The following is a 16,866-nucleotide window of genomic DNA, read 5'->3' as shown; positions in this document are numbered from 1 at the left end:
ATATTTATACGTTTTAATAGACGGATTGCTAGATCCGTCCTATACTCGGGCCTACCGTCCACCGCTGGGCGGGTCCGACACCACCCGAGGAGCAACGTGGCTCACGTGCATTCGGCCTTCATCCGTTCCGTCTCCGATCGTGTGCGGGAACGTCTCGACGACGAGGTCGCCGACATCTTCGAGCGCTGCTTCGAGAACACCCTCGGCACGACGCTCACGGCGATGCCCGACGGGACGCTCTTCATGCTCACCGGCGACATCCCCGCCATGTGGCTGCGCGACTCCACAGCGCAGCTCGCGCCCTACCTGCATTTCGCCGCCGAGGATCAGGCGATCTCCGACATGATCGCCGCCGTCTCGCGGAGACAGGTCGCCTTCGTCCTCATCGACGCTTACGCCAACGCCTTCAACGCCGCTCCCGACGGCAAGGGCCACCAGGACGACCTCACCGACGGCTCACCGTGGGTCTGGGAGCGCAAGTACGAGGTCGACTCGCTCTGCTACCCGATCCAGCTCGCCCATGACCTGTGGACGGTGACCGGTCGGACGGATCACCTCGGGCCCGACTTCGCCGAGGCCGCACGTCGGATCATCGCGCTGTGGCGCGTCGAGCAGGATCACGAGGCGTCCTCGCCCTACCGGTTCCAGCGCTTCGACTGCCCCCCGAGCGACACGCTCGTTCGCGACGGCCGTGGTCCCGAGACCGCGCCGACCGGCATGACGTGGTCGGCCTTCCGCCCGAGCGACGACGCGTGCGCATACGGCTACAACGTGCCCGGCAACATGTTCGCCGCCGTCGAGCTCGGCCACATCGCCGACATCGCCGAGACCGTGCTCGGCGATCCCGAGCTCGCCCGCACCGCGCGCGACCTGAGGGACGATATCGAGCGCGGGGTCGCCGAGCACGGTCTCGTCGTCGACTCCGATCACGGCGAGCTGTACGCCTACGAGGTCGACGGTCGCGGCGGTGTCCTGCTCCTCGACGACGCCAACGTGCCGAGTCTGCTCTCCCTGCCGCTCATCGGGTGGTGCGGAACGGACGACGACCGGTACCTCGCGACCCGACGCTTCATCCTCAGCGACGCGAACCCGACCTTCGTCCGTGGCGTTCTGCCGGACGGCGGCGACGTGCGCGGCCTCGGCAGCCCTCACACCCCTGCCGGTCACATCTGGCCCATCGGCCTGTGCATCGAGGGTCTCACGACCTCGGACGAGGACGAGCGGCGCCGCATCCTGCGTCTGCTCCTCGACACCGACGCCGGCACCGGGCTCATGCACGAGTCGTTCCTCGCGACCGACCCCGAGACGTTCACGCGCGAATGGTTCTCGTGGGCGAACGCCATGTTCTGCGAGTTCGTGCTCGACCTCGCGGGCCTCCGCGTGCTCGTCCGCGACGCGGTCACCGAGGCGCGGCCGTCATGAGCGCGTCGACCGTGGTGCGTCCGGGCTCGGCCGAGCAGACGCCGCGTGCGCAGCGGACGCATCGGCCGGGGAACCCCTCGGCCCGGCAGATGACCCGGAGTGCCTGGCTGTTCCTGCTGGTGCCGGGCGTGCTGTTCCTCGTCTTCATGGCGCTACCGATCGCGATCGCGCTCGTGCTGAGCCTGACGGACTACGCCATCGTCGGAGACTTCGACTGGCTCGGGCTGCAGAACTACGCCGAGATCGCCGTCGACCCGTTCTTCTGGATCGCGCTGCGCAACACCGCCTACTACACGGTGCTCTACGTCCCGGCCGGACTCGTCGTCGCGCTCGGCACGGCGCTGCTCCTCAATCGTCGGCAACGGGCCGTCCGTATCTTCCGCACGCTCTTCTACATCCCCGTCGTGGCTTCGACGGTGGCGACGGCGACGATCTGGTTCTGGATGCTGAACCCGCAGAACGGCCTGCTCAACGTCGTGCTGAGCTGGTTCGGCATCGACGGCCCCGCGTGGCTGTACGAATCGCAGTGGGCGATGATCGCGATCGTCATGATGAGCGTCTGGGCCGGCTTCGGCGCCAACATGATCATCTTCCTCGGCGGACTGCAGGGCGTTCCCGGCGAGCTCTACGAGGCCGCTCGTCTCGACGGCGCGAACGCCTGGCAGCAGTTCCGGTACGTCACTCTGCCGTCTCTCACGCGCACGACGTTCCTCGTATCGACGCTGCTGATCATCGGCGCGTTCCAGGTCTTCGACCAGGCCTACGTCCTCACCAAGGGCGGGCCGGGCAACTCCACCGTGACGATGGTCTATTACATCTACAACAAGGGGTTCGGGGCCCTCGAGATGGGCTATGCCTCGGCGCTGTCGTTCATCCTCTTCCTCATCATCCTCGTGTTCTCGCTCGTGAACGCACGACTCACGAATCGCGGAGGCGTCCGATGACGAACACGCTCAACGGCTCCGTGGACGGCGGCAGCGCCGTCCAGACCGCCCTCGCGGCCCGGACGCCGGTCGCGGCGGCTCCGACCGCTCGTCCGCGGACGCCGCGGCAGCGCGCGGGAACGATCGCCTGGTACGTCGGAGTGATCCTCGTCAGCATCGTCACGGTCGCGCCGCTCGTCTGGACGATCTCGACGTCGATCAAGCCGGCCACCGAGATCCTCTCCGGCGCCCTTTCGCTCATCCCCGACAACCCCACGATCGAGAACTACGTCCGGGTGTTCGACGAGGTGCCGTTCGGGCGGTACTTCGTGAACTCGCTCGTGCTCGGCATCGGCGGCGCGGCGACGAACATCTTCTTCGGCGCGCTGGGCGGCTACGCCCTCGCCAAGCTGCGGTTCCGCGGCCGCACGGCGGTGTTCGCGGTCTTCCTGTCGTCGCTCATGATCCCCGGCATCATCACGATGATCCCGTCGTTCCTGATCCTGCGGTCGATCCCGTTCGCGGGCGGCAACGACATTCTGGGGCAGGGCGGCCTCGGCCTGATCAACACCTACTGGGCCGTCATCATCCCGGGCGCCGCCGGTGCATTCGCGGTCTTCTTTATGAAGCAGTTCTTCGAGACTCTGCCCGACGAGCTCGGCGAGGCGGCGCGCATCGACGGCGCCGGCGAGTTCCGCATCTTCGCGCTCATCTACTTCCCGCTCGCGAAGGCCGGGCTCGCCGTGCTCGGCATCATCAGCTTCCAGGCCGGATGGAACAACTTCCTGTGGCCGCTCATCGTCCTGAACAGCCAGGACATGATGACGGTCCAGGTCGGGCTCGCGTCGTTCGTCAACAACTACGAGACGGCATTCGGCCCGCTCATGGCCGGGACCGTGGTCGCGAGCCTCCCCGTGCTGCTCGTGTTCCTCTTCGCCCAGCGATACATCATCGAGGGCGTCGCGCACGTCGGCACCAAGTAGACGACACTCCCACCCGCAACCACACCATCCGATCACAGGAGATTCCGATGAAGAACACCGTGCGCTCGCTCGCCCTGCTGGGCGTCGCGACCCTGACCGTCACCCTCGCCGGCTGCGGCGGCTCCGATGCCGGCAACGGCGGCGACGGACCCGAGCCCGTCGTCATGTGGGGCTCGTGGTCGGGCGATCAGGTCGCCCAGCTCGAGGCTCAGGCCGCCCGCTTCAACGAGGCGCAGGACGACTACGAGGTCAGTTACGTGCCGCAGGAGCTCGTCGAGGAGAAGCTCCTCACGGCCCTCGCCGGGGGCCAGGTGCCGGACATCGTGCTGTGGGACCGCTATCAGACCTCGCTCTACGCCCCGAAGGGAGCGCTCGCTCCGATCGACGACTTCATCGCCGAGGATTCTGTCGACACCAGCGTCTTCTACGAGCCGGCTCTCGGCGAGATGGAGGTCGACGACAAGCTCTACGGCCTTCCCCTGCTCGTCGACAACCGTTCGCTCGTCTACAACCGGGCGCTGCTCGACGAAGCCGGCGTCGCGGCGCCGACGAACTGGGACGAGCTCCAGGCGGCCGCCCAGGCGCTGACCAGGCGCGACGGCAGCAAGCTCGTGCAGTCGGGCTTCGACCTGAGCGACCCCGGCCTGTTCAGCATGTACCTCGCGCAGGCGGGGGGTGAGCTGCTCAACGACGACGAGACGAAGACCGCCTTCAACAGCCCGGAGGGCCTCGAGGTGCTCGAGTTCTGGCAGAGCCTGCTTGATGACGGCGTGTACTCGCAGGGCTTCGGTGACACGGGCGACGCGTTCGCCGAGGGGCGCACCGCGATGAAGCTCGACGGCCCCTGGGCGCTCTCGACGCTCGACAAGGTCGACGGTCTGACCTACGGCGTCGCGCAGCCGCCCGCCGGTCCCGACGGCGACTCCGGCGCGTACATGGGCGGCTTCGGGCTCGTCATCCCCGAGGGCGCCAAGAACGCGGAGGGTGCCTGGGAGTTCATGAAGTGGTGGACGACCGAGGCGGAGAACGGCGTCGCTTTCGGCGAGATCTCCGGCTGGATCCCCGCGAACATCGAGGCCGCGAACGACCCCTACTTCACCGACGACGAGCACTACGCGGCCTTCATCGAGACCATGAACTACGCCGGGGCCCGGCCGAACGTGCAGGGCTTCTCGGACGTCGAGGGCAAGGCGCTGGTGCCCGCTCTCGAGCGGTTCATGTCCGGCGAGATCTCCGCCGAGCAGGCCCTCAAGGACGCGCAGGAGCAGGGCGATCAGATCCTCGCGAAGAACCGATGACGCGACCGACCCCCGTCTCGGCCCGCGAGGCCGCCGACCTCCCCATCCAGAGAGAAGAGCACGCATGACCCGTCCCGCAGCGATCGTCTGGTCGTCCCGAGCAGATGTCGCCCAGGAGAGCCTCGACCACTTCTTCGGCGTCCCCGGCATCCAGTTCCTCGCGAACAGCCACCCGCACGACCGCGGCGACACCGCGGTGTTCAACTACTGGTGGCTGGCGCATGTCGTCGACGCCCGCATCGACGCGTGGCTGCGGACGGGGGAGGCCCGCTGGCTCGAAGCGGCCGTCGCCGCCCGCGACAACATCGTCGAACGCAACGGCGGCTCGCTGTTCAACGACTACTTCGACGACATGCTCTGGTTCGCGCTCGCACTCGAGCGGCTCCACGCCGCGACCGGCGATCAGCGTCACCTCGACGACGCCCGCGCGATCTGGGACCACGTCGTCGAGCACGGCTGGAACGAGACCCTCGGGTGGAGCCTCGCGTGGCGGAAGCAGCAGCTGGCCTACAAGAACACGCCCGCCAACGGGCCGCTCGTGATCCTCGGCGCGCGGCTGAGCGCGCTCAACGCGTCCGGTGACCACCTCGACTACGCCCATCGGGCGTTCGACTGGCTGACGGCGAACCTCGTCGGACCCGACGGGTTCGTCGAGGACGGTGTCAATCGCAACGATGACGGCGCCGTCGACACGCAGTGGCGCTTCACCTACAACCAGGGGCTCTACGCGGGAGCGGCGGTCGAGCTGTTCCGGCTGACGGGCGACCGCGCGTTCCTCGAGCGTGCCGTGCAGACGGCCGTCACCGCCGTCCGAGAGCTGAGCGACGGTTCGGTGTTCCGCGACGAGGGCGACGGCGGCGACGAGGGCCTGTTCAAGGGCGTCTACTACCGCTACCTGGGGGAGGTGCTCGCGGTCCTCGCCGATGAGCCGGGCTTCGCCGACGAGCGGGCGCTGCTCGAGGCGTTCCTGCGGGCGAGCACCGACGAGCTCTGGCGAACCGGCGTCGTCGACGGTCGGCTGCGTCCCGGCAACGACTGGTCGGAGCCGGCGGGGGAGTGGATTCCGTACTCCACCGCTGTCAGCGCGATCTTCGCGATCGAGCAGCGCGCGCGACGGGAGAGCGCCGAGTCCGCGGGTGAGACGGTGGGCGCGGGTTCCGCCGCGGCAGCCGGTACGGTCGTCGGCGCCTAGGCCGCGCCGCCTCGTTCTGCTCCGCGCACGACGGCGCCTCCTCAGCTGCGAGGGGGCGCCGTCGACGCGCCCGGCATGAGCTCGGTGGGCAGCACGACCTTGTCGACCGTGAGCGGGTGGGCGATCTGCTGCTGCAACGACGCGATGCCACGGCCGCCGAGCTCGGTCTGCGCCTGCCGGATGTGGGTGAAGCGGAACAGGCCCGTGTCGAAGAACGCGTCGGGATGGTCGAAGCAGACGACCGACACGTCGCGCGGGATGCTGAGCCCGAGCCGCGAGCAAGCCTCGCGCAGCATGAGCGCGATGTTGTACTCGGCCGCGACGTAGCCGGTGATGTCGGGATGCTCGCCGACGAACGCGATGAGCCGCTCGATGTCGTCCTCGACGGTGTCGGTGCTGCCGGGCACCGTCGACTCGAGCGTCTGCAGCTCCGCACGGTTCTCCAGGGGCAGGTGGTTCATGGCGTGGGCATGGATGTACCCGTTGCGACGGTCGTCGCTCGATGACACGTGGCTCGACGGTCCCACGAACCCGACGGTGCGGTGCCCGAGCTCGAGCAGGTGCTCGGTCGCCGCGCGTCCTCCGCCGAGGTTGTCGGAGCAGACGGCCGAGACGGGGATGCCGTCGAAGAGGCGGTCGAGGATGACGAGCGGGAACCGGCGCGCGACGAGCTCGAGGGCGGCGGGCGGGATGTACTCCGACGAGCTCGGGAGCAGCACGAGCCCCTCGACGCCGGCGTCGACGAGGGATCGGATGCACGCGTCCTCCTCGGCCAGGTCGCCGCCTGACCGTTTGAAGATGACGTGGGTGTCGGCGCCCGCCGCGGCGAGCATCCCCTCGATGATCTTGTTGCCGAACGTGTCGTCGAAGCTCGTGAGGACGCAGCCCAGCAGGCGGGTCGAGACCTCCGACCCCGCGGCCGGGACGGTCGTCGCGGTCGCGCTCGTCACCACCGTGCCGATGCGCGGACGACGCATGATCATCCCCTCGCTGCGCAGCAGCTCGAGTGCCCGCTTGACCGTGATGGCGCTCACGTCGAACTGCTTGGACAGCTCGGCCTCGGAGGGCAGGCGCTCGCCGACCGGGTAGGTGCCGTTGGTGATCGCCAGACGCAACGATTCGTACACCCGCTTGTACAGCATCCCGATCCTCCTCCGGCTGGAATTCTTATATTTAATCTACAGGGTTGGTGGTCGAAATCCGCCGGTCGTGGCGCGGCTCGCTACGACCGCAGATCCGCGGTCATCTGCACGCGCGGGCCGAGGGCGTCGAGTCCCATGCGCTCCTCGGTCTCGACGAGCATGAGCTCGAACTCCGAACGCGGTTCGGTCACCGCGAAGCCGAGGCGCGCGTAGAACGGGGCGTTCCAGGGCACGTCGGCGAAGGTGCGGAGCGACATCCGATCGTGGCCGCGGTCGCCGGCGTAGGCCATCGCCGCCTCGACGAGCATGCGGCCGTACCCGCGGCGAGCGTGCTCGGGCGACACCGACAGCTGTTCGAGGTGAGCATGACCGTCGAGCTCGAGCACATGGACGAACCCGGCGATCACCCCGTCACCGACGTCGGCGACGAGCAGGAATCCCGGTTCCGCAGCGCGCGACGCGCCGGTCGGCGCCGGCCACCAGGTCGGCGGGTCGAGCCGATCGCGGAGCAGTGCGTCGGCGTCATTCTCGATGTCTTCGAGAAGGCTCAGCTCGTCAGGCCTCGGCGGTCGGATGTCGATGGGCACGACCAGATCGTAGCGAGCGGCGGTCAGTCGACGATGAGCCGGTACCCCATGCCCGACTCCGTCAGCAGGTGCTCGGGATGCGCGGGATCGGCCTCGAGCTTCTTCCGCAGCTGCGAGACGTAGAGACGCAGGTACCCGGTGTCGTTGACCTGCTCGGTGCCCCACAGCTCCTTCAGCAGGTCCTGCCGGGTCACGAGCGCCCCGGGGCTCCGCGCGAGGAAGTCGAGCATCCGCCACTCGGTCGGGGTGAGGTGCACGCGCTCGCCGCCGCGGGTGACGGTCTTGGCGGCCCGGTCGATCTCGACATCGGCGAACCGCACGACGGCGACGGATGCCGCACCGCCGGCCCGCCGGGTCAGCGCGCGCAGCCTCGCGAGCAGCTCGTCGATCTGGAACGGCTTGGTGACGTAGTCGTCAGCGCCGGCGTCGAGCGCCGCCACCTTGTCGGCCGACCCGGTGCGCCCCGAGACGACGATGATCGGCACGGCGCTCCATCCCCTCACGGCCTCGATGACGGCGACGCCGTCGAGGCGCGGCATCCCCAGGTCGAGCACGATCACATCGGGGTGCTCGGCCGCGGCCGCGGCGATCGCGGCGGCCCCGTCACCCGCCGCGACGACGTCGTACCCGTGGGCCGCGAGCGTGATGCGCAGCGCCCGCACGAGCTGCGGGTCGTCGTCGGCGAGAAGGACTTTCACCCCTCGATCCTGCCCTCTGGTGCCGCCGACGATGCCAGGGGCAGTTCGATCACCATGGTGAGGCCGCCACCGGGGGTCTGCTCGGGGACGAGCTGACCCTGCATTCCCTCGGTGAAGCCCTTCGACAGCGCGAGCCCCAATCCGAGCCCGGTCGTGTTGTCGGTGTCGCCCAGCCGCTGGAAGGGCGCGAACACGTCGCCGTGGCGTTCGGCCGGGATCCCGGGTCCGTGGTCGATCACGCGGATCTGCGCCCGCTCGCCCAGTGAGCTCGTGCTGATGCGCACCGGCGTTCCGGGCGGCGAGTGGCGGTGGGCGTTGGCGAGCACGTTCACCAGCACGCGCTGCAACAGCACAGGGTCGGCCAGCACGGGCTCGATCGCCTCATCCATCGCCAGCTCGACCGCGCCGGGCCCCAGGCCGAGTTCGTCGACGGCGGCGAGCACGGCCTCGGCGGTGTCGACCGGCCGCAGGGCGACCGCGAGAGCACCCGCCTCGATGCGGCTCACGTCGAGCAGGTCGGTTACGAGCGAGGTCAGCGTGCCGAGGCTCTCGTCGGCGGTCGCGAGCAGCTCGTCGCGGTCGGCGTCGTCGAGTGCGGGGCCGGCTGCGCGGAGCCCCCCGAGCGCCGCGACGGCAGCGGCCAGAGGGCGCCGCAGGTCATGGCTCGCCGCCGAGAGCAGGGCGCTGCGCACCCGGTCGGTCTCGGCGAGCACCGACGCCGAGCTCGCCGCCCGCTGCAGGTCGGCCTGCTCGAGGGCCGCGGCGAGCTGCGCGACGACGACATCCAGCAGTCGGCGTTCCGAGCCGTCGAGCTGCTCCGACTCGCTGCCGTGGAGTTCGAGCACGGCCTGGGGGCCGACGTCGACGCGCAGATGGCGGTCGTCGCGCACGGGCTCGCCGTCGGCGGCGATCACGGTTCCGTCCGACGCGACCAGGCGGGCGCCCGACATCCCGAAGGCCTCGCGCGCCCGCGCGACGAGAGCCGGGATCGAGCCGTCGCCCCGCAGCACGCTGCCCGCGACCGCCGCGAGCAGCTCGGCCTCGGCCGCCGCCCGCCGGGCCGCGCGCGTGCCCCGGGCCGCGCGGTCGACGATGACGCTCACGAGGAGCGCGATGACGACGTACAGGATGAGCGCCCAGGCGTGCAGCGGATCGGAGACCGTCACTGTGTACAGCGGCGCCACGAAGAAGAAGTCGAGCGTCACCCCCGACATCACCGCCGCGAAGACCGCCGGCCACAGGCCGCCGACGAGCGCGACCACCACCACGAGCAGCTGATACGCGAGCACATCGCTCGTGATCGACTCGGGGCTCCGCAGTGCGACGAGCAGCCAGGTGAGCAGCGGCCCGCCGGTGAGCGCCACGACGAAACCGAGGATCCGGCGCCGCACGCTGAGCGCTCCGCCGGCGACACGGGGCAGGGTAAAGCGGCCGCCGGCGGCCGCATGCGTCACGACGTGCACGTCGATATCGCCCGACTCGCGGATGACGGTGGCGCCGATGCCCGGGCCGCTGAGGGCCGCAGCGAGCCGGCCGCGACGGCTGACGCCGACGACGAGCTGCGACGCGTTGACCGACCGCGCGAACTCGACGAGGGCGGCGGGGATGTCGTCACCGACGACCTGGTGATAGCTGCCACCGAGCGACTCGACGAGGGCCCGCTGGGCGGCGAGGGCGGCGGGGTCGGCGGTGCGCAAGCCGTCCTGACCCGACACGTGGACGGCCAGGAGCTCGCCGCCGGCCGACCGGTCGACGATGCGGGCCCCGCGGCGGATCAGTGTCTCGCCCTCGGGGCCGCCGGTCAGCGCGACCACGACGCGCTCGCGCGCCTGCCAGGTGCCCCGGATGCCGTGCTCGGCCCGGTAGTCCTGCAGAGCGCTGTCGACCTCGTCGGCGAGCCACAGCAGCGCGAGCTCCCGCAGCGCCGTCAGATTGCCGAGCCGGAAGTAGTTCGACAGGGCGGCGTCGATGCGCTCGGCGGGGTAGACGAGGCCGGCGGCGAGGCGGTCGCGCAGTGACGGCGGCGCGAGGTCGACGAGCTCGATCGGGTCGGCCGAGCGCACGACGGCATCCGGCACCGTCTCGCGCTGCGCGACGCCGGTGATCTGCTCGACGACGTCGCCCAGCGACTCGATGTGCTGGACGTTGACGGTCGTGATGACGTCGATGCCGGCATCCCGGAGCTCCTCGACATCCTGCCAGCGCTTCTCGTTGCGCGATCCGCCGACGTTGGTATGGGCGAGCTCATCGACGAGCGCGACGCGCGGGGCCCGAGCGAGCACGGCGTCGAGGTCCATCTCGTCGAGCGTGACGCCCCGGTGCTCGATGCGGCGGCGCGCAACGATCGGCAGGCCCGCGGTCATCGCGGCGGTCGCGGCGCGTCCGTGGGTCTCGACGATCGCGACGACGACGTCGACCCCGGCATCCTGCAGCCGGCGGCCCTCCTCGAGCATCTCGTAGGTCTTGCCCACGCCCGGCGCCGCTCCCAGCAGCACCCGCAGCCGTCCCCGCTTCACGGCATCACCCTAGTTCTCCCCGCGCCCGGCTCGACCCGCTCCTGCGGGCCGCGATGCAAGGGATCCGGCCCGACACCCCGCCGAAGGGCGCTGTTGCCCGGCGCGCCGCCCCGCATCCCTTGCACCCGTGCCCGGGAGGAAGCTCATCGCGCGAGGCCGTCCAGCGCCGCGTTCAGCTCGACGACGTTCACCCGCGGCTCGCCGAGGAACCCGAGATCACGGCCGGCCGTGTGCTCCGCAACGAGGTCGCGCACCTCGGCATCCGACAGCCCGCGCTCGGCCGCGACGCGGGCGACCTGCAGCTCGGCGTACGCCGGCGAGATGTGCGGGTCGAGGCCCGACGCCGAGGCGGTGACGGCATCCGGCGGCACGTCCGAGACGGCCACGCCCTCGCGGTCGGCGATCGCCGTGCGCCGCTCCTCGATGGCTGCGACGAGGTCGGCGTTGTTCGGGCCGAGATTCGAACCGCTCGAGGCGGCCGCGTCGTAGCCGTCGCCGGCCGCCGAGGGGCGTGACTGGAAGTACTGCGGCAGCGCTTCGCCGTCGGCATCCGTGAACGACTGGCCGATGAGCGACGAGCCGACGACCTGGCCCTCGGCGTCGCGCAGCAGCGATCCGTTCGCCTGCGCCGGCAGCGCGAGGCCGATCAGCGAGATGAGCAGGGTGTAGCCGACCCCGAGGACGAGGGTGAGGACGACCATCGCGCGGACGGCGACGGCGGAGGTGCGCAGCGAGGCGCGGGCGGTGGACATGACAGGTCTCCAGGAGGGGGCTCAGAAGCCCGGGATGAGGCTGACGACGAGGTCGATCAGCTTGATGCCGACGAACGGGGCGATGACGCCGCCGAGCCCGTACACGACGAGGTTGCGGCTGAGGATCGACGAGGCGCTGGCCGCGCGGTACTTCACGCCGCGCAGCGCCAGCGGGATGAGCACGATGATGACGATCGCGTTGAACACGATCGCGCTCGTGACGGCGGATGCCGGCGACGACAGCTGCATGATGTTGAGCGCGGCGAGCCCCGGGAAGACGCCCATGAACATCGCCGGGATGATCGCGAAGTACTTGGCTATGTCGTTCGCGAGCGAGAACGTCGTGAGGGCGCCGCGCGTGATGAGCAGCTGCTTGCCGATGCGGACGATATCGATGAGCTTCGTCGGATCCGAGTCGAGGTCGACCATGTTGCCGGCCTCCTTCGCCGCCGACGTGCCCGTGTTCATCGCGACACCGACATCGGCCTGCGCGAGCGCGGGCGCATCGTTCGTGCCGTCGCCGGTCATCGCGACGAGGTGACCGCCCTCCTGCTCCTTGCGGATCAGGGCGAGCTTGTCTTCGGGCGTCGCCTCGGCGAGGAAGTCGTCCACGCCCGCCTCTCTCGCGATCGCGGCGGCGGTCAGCGGGTTGTCGCCCGTGATCATGACGGTGCGGATGCCCATCGAGCGCAGCTCGTCGAAGCGCTCGCGCAGCCCGTCCTTGACGACGTCCTTCAGGTGGATGACGCCGAGCAGTGTTCCGGTGCCGGATGGGTCGAGGGTCGCGACGGCGAGCGGCGTGCCGCCGGACTGCGCGATCGCGTCGGCGTGGTGGAGCAGCTCTGCGCGGGCCTCGGGCGAGACCGGCCGCGCCGAGGCGTCGAGCCAGGCGAGCACCGACCCCGACGCGCCCTTGCGCACCTGCGTGCCGCCCGGCAGGTCGACGCCGCTCATGCGGGTCTGCGCCGTGAAGGCCACGGCCACCGCATCGCGCGGCAGCTCGGCCACCACGTGCTGCGAGGCCGCGAGCTCGACCACCGAGGTGCCCTCGGGCGTCGGGTCCGACAGCGACGAGAGGGATGCCGCGCGGGCGAGCTCGGCGCCGTCGACGCCGGTCATCGCGACGAACTCCGATGCGCGACGGTTGCCGTAGGTGATCGTGCCGGTCTTGTCGAGCAGGAGCGTCGTCACATCCCCGGCCGCCTCGACCGCGCGTCCCGACATCGCCAGGACGTTCCGCTGCACGAGGCGGTCCATCCCCGCGATGCCGATGGCAGACAGCAGAGCGCCGATCGTGGTCGGGATCAGGCAGACGAGCAGCGCGACGAGCACCGGGATGCTGACGGGCGAGGCGCTGTACGACGCGATCGGGTTCATCGCCAGCACGACCACGACGAAGACGATCGACAGGCTCGCGAGCAGAATGTTGAGGGCGATCTCGTTCGGTGTGCGCTGCCGCGCGGCGCCCTCGACGAGGGCGATCATCCGGTCGACGAAGGTCTCGCCGGGCTTCGAGGTGATCCGCACGACGATGCGGTCGGAGAGCACCCGGGTGCCGCCGGTAACGGCGCTCCGGTCGCCGCCCGACTCGCGGACGACGGGAGCCGATTCGCCGGTGATCGCCGACTCGTCGACCGTCGCGATGCCGTCGACGATGTCGCCGTCGCCGGGGATCAGTTCGCCCGCCTCGACGAGCACGACATCCCCGAGCCGCAGGTCGGCCGAGGGCACCTCCTCGGTCGCGGCGCCGCGGGCCGCGGCATCCGTCCGCTCGTCGTACGAGACGACGCGGCGCGCGGTCGTCGTCGTGCGGGTCTTGCGCAGCGCCTGCGCCTGCGCCTTGCCGCGGCCCTCGGCGACGGACTCCGCCACGTTCGCGAAGAACACGGTGAGCCAGAGCCACACCGCGATGCCCCACGTGAACCCGGCCGGGACGGTCGTGCCGCCCGAGGATTCGGGTCCGCCGAGGAACGGCTCCGCGATCGCGATCGCCGTCGTGAGGGCGGCGCCGACCCACACGAGGAACATGACGGGGTTCCGCCACTGGGCGGCGGGGTTGAGCTTGCGCAGCGCGCCGGGGAGGGCGGCGCCGACCTGCTCGAGGCTGAACGCGCTGCGGCGGCGCCGTGCCGGGCCGGCGGCCGGCTCGGCGGACGACGGGCCGGATGAGGGCCGGGTTTCGGTCAGAGGGGCAGACATCAGGAGAGTCCTTCGGCGAGGGGGCCCAGGGTGAGGACCGGGAAGTAGGTGAGCGCGGTGATGATCACGACGACGCCGGCGAGCAGGCCCGCGAACTGCGGGCGGTGTGTCGGGAGCGTGCCGGCGCTCGACGGCACCGTGTCTTGTGCGGCGAGCGATCCGGCGAGGGCGAGCACGAGCACGATCGGGATGAACCGGCCGAGCAGCATCGCGACGCCGAGCGCCGTGTTGAGCCACGGGGTGTTGGCGGTGAGGCCGGCGAAGGCCGAGCCGTTGTTGTTCGCCGCGGAGGTGAACGCGTAGAGCACTTCGCTCAGGCCGTGGACGCCCGGGTTCCAGATCGAGGTGCTCTCGACGTCGGCGCGGACGGCCGGGATCGCGAAGCTCAGCGCCGTTCCGGCGAGCACGAGCGTCGGCGTCACGAGGATGTACAGACTCGCGAGCTTGATCTCGCGGGGCCCGATCTTCTTGCCGAGGTATTCGGGCGTGCGTCCGATCAGCAGGCCGCCGACGAAGACGGCGAGGATCGCGAGCACCAGCATCCCGTACAGCCCTGAGCCGACACCGCCGGGGGCGATCTCGCCGAGCATCATGTTGAGCATCGGCATCATGCCGCCGAGCGGTGTGAAGCTGTCGTGCATCGCGTTGACCGCGCCGGTCGAGGTGAGGGTCGACGCGCCGCCGAACAGAGCCGACGCGGCGACGCCGAAGCGCGTCTCCTTGCCCTCCATCGCGGCGCCCGCGAGCTGCGTCGCCGTGCCGCCGCCCGATGCCTCGGCCCACGAGCCGAGGGCGATCGAGGTGAGGAAGATCCCGCCCATGACGGCGACGATCGCGTAGCCCTGACGGTCGTCGCCGACGATGCGGCCGAAGGCGCGCGGCATGGCGAACGGGATGACGAGGAGCAGCAGGATCTCGAACAGGTTGGTCCACGGCGTCGGGTTCTCGAACGGGTGGGCGGAGTTCGCGTTGAAGAACCCGCCGCCGTTCGTGCCGAGCAGCTTGATGGCCTCCTGGCTGGCGACAGGTCCGCCCGGGATCGACTGCGCCCCGCCGGCGATCGTCTGCACGTCGGTGAAGCCGGCGAAGTTCTGGATCACGCCGCCCGCGAGCAGCACGACGGCAGCGACGATCGCCATCGGGAGGAGGATGCGGCCGAGCCCGCGCACGAGGTCGACCCAGAAGTTGCCGATCGTGCCGGAGCGGCGATACGCGAAGCCGCGGACGAGGGCGATGGCCACGGCCATGCCGACCGCAGCCGAGACGAAGTTCTGCACGGCCAGGCCCGCGAACTGCACGGTGTAGCCGAGCGTCGTGTCGGGCGAGTACGACTGCCAGTTCGTGTTGGCCACGAACGAGATGGCGGTGTTGAACGCGAGGTGCTCGCTCGGTGCGGGAAGGCCCAGGCTGAACGGGAGGAGCGGCTGGAGGCGCTGCAGCCCGTAGACGATCACGACGCCGACGAGCGAGAACAGCAGCACACCGCGGGCGTAGGCCGGCCATGTCTGCTCGGCGCGCGGGTCGACGCCGATCAGGCGGTAGACGCCCCGTTCGGCGGCGAGGTCGCGCGGCGAGGTGTAGACGCGGGCGATGTAGTCGCCGACGGGCCGGTACAGCAGGACGAGGATGAGGACGAGGGTCGCGATCTGCAGCGACGCGAACCCGATCTGCGCGGCATCCACGTCAGAACCGTTCGGGCCGCACGAGGGCGACGACGAGGTAGACGATGGCGGCGACGGCCAGCACCGCCGCGAGGAGCGAGAAGACCATCACAGCTTCTCGACCCCCCGGGCGATGAGGGCGGCGACGGCGAAGAGCGCGAGGATCGCGGCGAGATAGATGAGGTCGAGCACGAGATCCGATGCAACACCCCGCCGGATGCCGCTCCCGCGGTCCTCACGGAATCCATACGGCCTCGCGCCCGCTCCTCACGCCGCCCTCACGGTCTGCGTGGCGATACATCCGTCGGATGTCCGGTGCTGGTGTCGCCTCGCACCTGCGCCGAGACGACACCCGCACCACCGGTCCTGCGGATGTATCGCCATGCCCCGCCTCACGGCCGGGTCAGGGGGCGGGGTCAGGGCGCGAGGGGCGAGGACTCGTCGTCGATGACCCCGATGCCGACGGCGTGGTGGCTCGGCTCCTCGTCCTTCTGCTCCGGCGCCTTGGGCTCTTCGCCCGGCTCCTTCGCGACGCTGGGCTCTTCGAGCTCCTCCGTCGAGGGGTTCTCGTCGGGGGCGTGCTGGGCGCCCTCGTCGGCGTGCTCGGCCTCGTTGTCGTGGTGATCGGTCATGTCGTTACTCCCTTCCACCCCCAGCGTGCGCCGATCCGGCCGCCGATGTCACCGGCTTGACGTAGCGACTCGCGTGGCCGAAGCGCACCGGGCGGGCCCCTCGGTAAGGTTCGCGGATGACGTCACGGACCGGCACCCGCGCGCTGAAGCTGTCGTTCGCCTTCGTCGCCGCGGTGCTGTGGGCTGGAGCCCTGCTGGCAGCGATGCCCGCCGGCATCAACGACGGGCCGAGCGGCGCCTGCGCGCACGCCGTGGGCAACCGCCCGGTGTTCGACCTATCCGTGGTGCCCGAATCCGTCGCGGCCCACGGCGCCTGGCAGCTCTTCCCCCTCGGCGTCGGATGCCGCTACACGGCCCCCACCGGGGAGTCGGTGTTCGTCGGGCCGAGTTACGGGCCGTCGATCATCGCCCTCCATGCGCTCGCCGTCACCGTCATCCTGGCCGGTGTCGTCGTGAAAGACAGGTGGCGCGAGCCGCGTCGCTGCGACGACCTCCTGCGGGCGTAGGGTCGCGGGATGGACCCGGAAGCGCGGCTGCACGAGCGCAAGCGCGAGCTCACCGTGCAGCTCGACCGGCTCGATGCCGACGACGACAGCCTCCGTCACGACCGCGCCGACGCCACTGCCGACGATGAGCACGACCCCGAGGGCTCGACGCTGTCGGGGGAGTGGCAGCGCGTCGAGGCTCTACGCCGCGCTGCACGGGCCGAGCTCGTCGAGGTCGAGGCTTCCCTCGCCCGCGTCGCCGCGGGCACCTATGGCGTGTGCGCGAGCTGCGGCCGCGACATCCCGGTCGAGCGCCTCGAGGTGCGCCCTCACGCGACGATGTGCGTCGCCTGTGCTTCGCGCTAGCCGAGCGCGT

At 70.5% G+C, this 16,866-nt stretch carries 16 protein-coding genes; 7 read left to right on the top strand and 9 right to left on the bottom strand.

What is annotated here, in order from left to right; genetic code table 11:
* Positions 1–96: 96 nt before the first annotated feature.
* The 5 genes from MTS1_RS08935 (at position 97) to MTS1_RS08915 (ending at position 5,818) form a co-directional block, all read left to right on the top strand.
* The gene (locus MTS1_RS08935; RefSeq protein ID WP_023953238.1) at positions 97–1,422 is read left to right on the top strand and encodes a glycoside hydrolase family 125 protein; all 1,326 of its coding nucleotides are present in this window, start codon (positions 97–99) and stop codon (positions 1,420–1,422) included.
* Positions 1,419–2,366 (top strand): carbohydrate ABC transporter permease, encoded by a 948-nt coding sequence (locus MTS1_RS08930; RefSeq protein WP_023953237.1) that lies wholly within the window; start codon positions 1,419–1,421, stop codon positions 2,364–2,366. The genes MTS1_RS08935 and MTS1_RS08930 overlap by 4 nt, the downstream gene beginning before the upstream one ends.
* Entirely contained in the window at positions 2,363–3,328 is a 966-nt protein-coding gene (locus tag MTS1_RS08925) for a carbohydrate ABC transporter permease (RefSeq protein WP_023953236.1), read from the top strand. The genes MTS1_RS08930 and MTS1_RS08925 overlap by 4 nt, the downstream gene beginning before the upstream one ends.
* 47 nt (positions 3,329–3,375) lie before the next feature.
* Positions 3,376–4,626: an ABC transporter substrate-binding protein gene (locus MTS1_RS08920; RefSeq protein ID WP_023953234.1), complete on the top strand. Its 1,251-nt coding sequence runs from the start codon at positions 3,376–3,378 to the stop codon at positions 4,624–4,626.
* Between the two features lie 64 nt (positions 4,627–4,690).
* Positions 4,691–5,818, top strand: a complete 1,128-nt coding sequence (locus tag MTS1_RS08915) for a glycoside hydrolase family 76 protein (RefSeq protein ID WP_023953232.1) — start codon at positions 4,691–4,693, stop codon at positions 5,816–5,818.
* Positions 5,819–5,859: 41 nt separating this feature from the next.
* On the opposite strand, the gene MTS1_RS08910 is transcribed toward MTS1_RS08915, so the two are convergent.
* The 9 genes from MTS1_RS08910 to MTS1_RS08875 all read right to left on the bottom strand — a co-directional run bounded on the left by MTS1_RS08910 (position 5,860) and on the right by MTS1_RS08875 (position 16,005).
* Positions 5,860–6,960 carry a GntR family transcriptional regulator gene (locus tag MTS1_RS08910; RefSeq protein WP_023953230.1) on the bottom strand — a complete coding sequence of 367 codons (1,101 nt, stop codon included), beginning with the start codon at positions 6,958–6,960 and terminating at the stop codon, positions 5,860–5,862.
* A gap of 80 nt (positions 6,961–7,040) precedes the next feature.
* Positions 7,041–7,547 carry a GNAT family N-acetyltransferase gene (locus MTS1_RS08905; protein ID WP_023953228.1) on the bottom strand — a complete coding sequence of 169 codons (507 nt, stop codon included), beginning with the start codon at positions 7,545–7,547 and terminating at the stop codon, positions 7,041–7,043.
* Positions 7,548–7,570: 23 nt separating this feature from the next.
* Positions 7,571–8,245: a response regulator gene (locus tag MTS1_RS08900; protein WP_023953226.1), complete on the bottom strand. Its 675-nt coding sequence runs from the start codon at positions 8,243–8,245 to the stop codon at positions 7,571–7,573.
* Positions 8,242–10,761, bottom strand: coding sequence for an ATP-binding protein (locus tag MTS1_RS08895; protein ID WP_023953224.1), 2,520 nt, complete (start codon positions 10,759–10,761; stop codon positions 8,242–8,244). The genes MTS1_RS08900 and MTS1_RS08895 overlap by 4 nt, the downstream gene beginning before the upstream one ends.
* A 143-nt stretch (positions 10,762–10,904) precedes the next feature.
* The gene (gene kdpC / locus MTS1_RS08890) at positions 10,905–11,513 is read right to left on the bottom strand and encodes a potassium-transporting ATPase subunit KdpC (protein WP_023953222.1); all 609 of its coding nucleotides are present in this window, start codon (positions 11,511–11,513) and stop codon (positions 10,905–10,907) included.
* A gap of 21 nt (positions 11,514–11,534) precedes the next feature.
* Positions 11,535–13,712, bottom strand: a complete 2,178-nt coding sequence (kdpB, locus tag MTS1_RS08885) for a potassium-transporting ATPase subunit KdpB (protein WP_023953220.1) — start codon at positions 13,710–13,712, stop codon at positions 11,535–11,537.
* Entirely contained in the window at positions 13,712–15,394 is a 1,683-nt protein-coding gene (kdpA, locus tag MTS1_RS08880; RefSeq protein WP_023953218.1) for a potassium-transporting ATPase subunit KdpA, read from the bottom strand. Before kdpA ends, kdpB begins: the two co-directional genes overlap by 1 nt.
* A gap of 1 nt (position 15,395) precedes the next feature.
* The gene (gene kdpF, locus MTS1_RS16300; protein WP_064955215.1) at positions 15,396–15,482 is read right to left on the bottom strand and encodes a K(+)-transporting ATPase subunit F; all 87 of its coding nucleotides are present in this window, start codon (positions 15,480–15,482) and stop codon (positions 15,396–15,398) included.
* Positions 15,483–15,789: 307 nt separating this feature from the next.
* Complete coding sequence (locus tag MTS1_RS08875) at positions 15,790–16,005, bottom strand: hypothetical protein (protein WP_023953215.1); 216 nt, start codon at positions 16,003–16,005, stop codon at positions 15,790–15,792.
* Between the two features lie 116 nt (positions 16,006–16,121).
* Between MTS1_RS08875 and MTS1_RS08870 the strand changes: the two genes are divergently transcribed.
* Positions 16,122–16,511 carry a hypothetical protein gene (locus MTS1_RS08870; protein ID WP_023953214.1) on the top strand — a complete coding sequence of 130 codons (390 nt, stop codon included), beginning with the start codon at positions 16,122–16,124 and terminating at the stop codon, positions 16,509–16,511.
* Between the two features lie 9 nt (positions 16,512–16,520).
* Positions 16,521–16,856: a TraR/DksA C4-type zinc finger protein gene (locus MTS1_RS08865; RefSeq protein WP_023953213.1), complete on the top strand. Its 336-nt coding sequence runs from the start codon at positions 16,521–16,523 to the stop codon at positions 16,854–16,856.
* Positions 16,857–16,866 lie beyond the last annotated feature (10 nt).

Origin of the sequence: Microbacterium sp. TS-1 (genome assembly GCF_000509385.1) — a bacterium.
GTDB lineage: Bacteria > Actinomycetota > Actinomycetes > Actinomycetales > Microbacteriaceae > Microbacterium > Microbacterium arborescens.
Note: the sequence above shows the minus strand (reverse complement) of the source record. Positions and strands in the feature narration are given on the sequence as shown.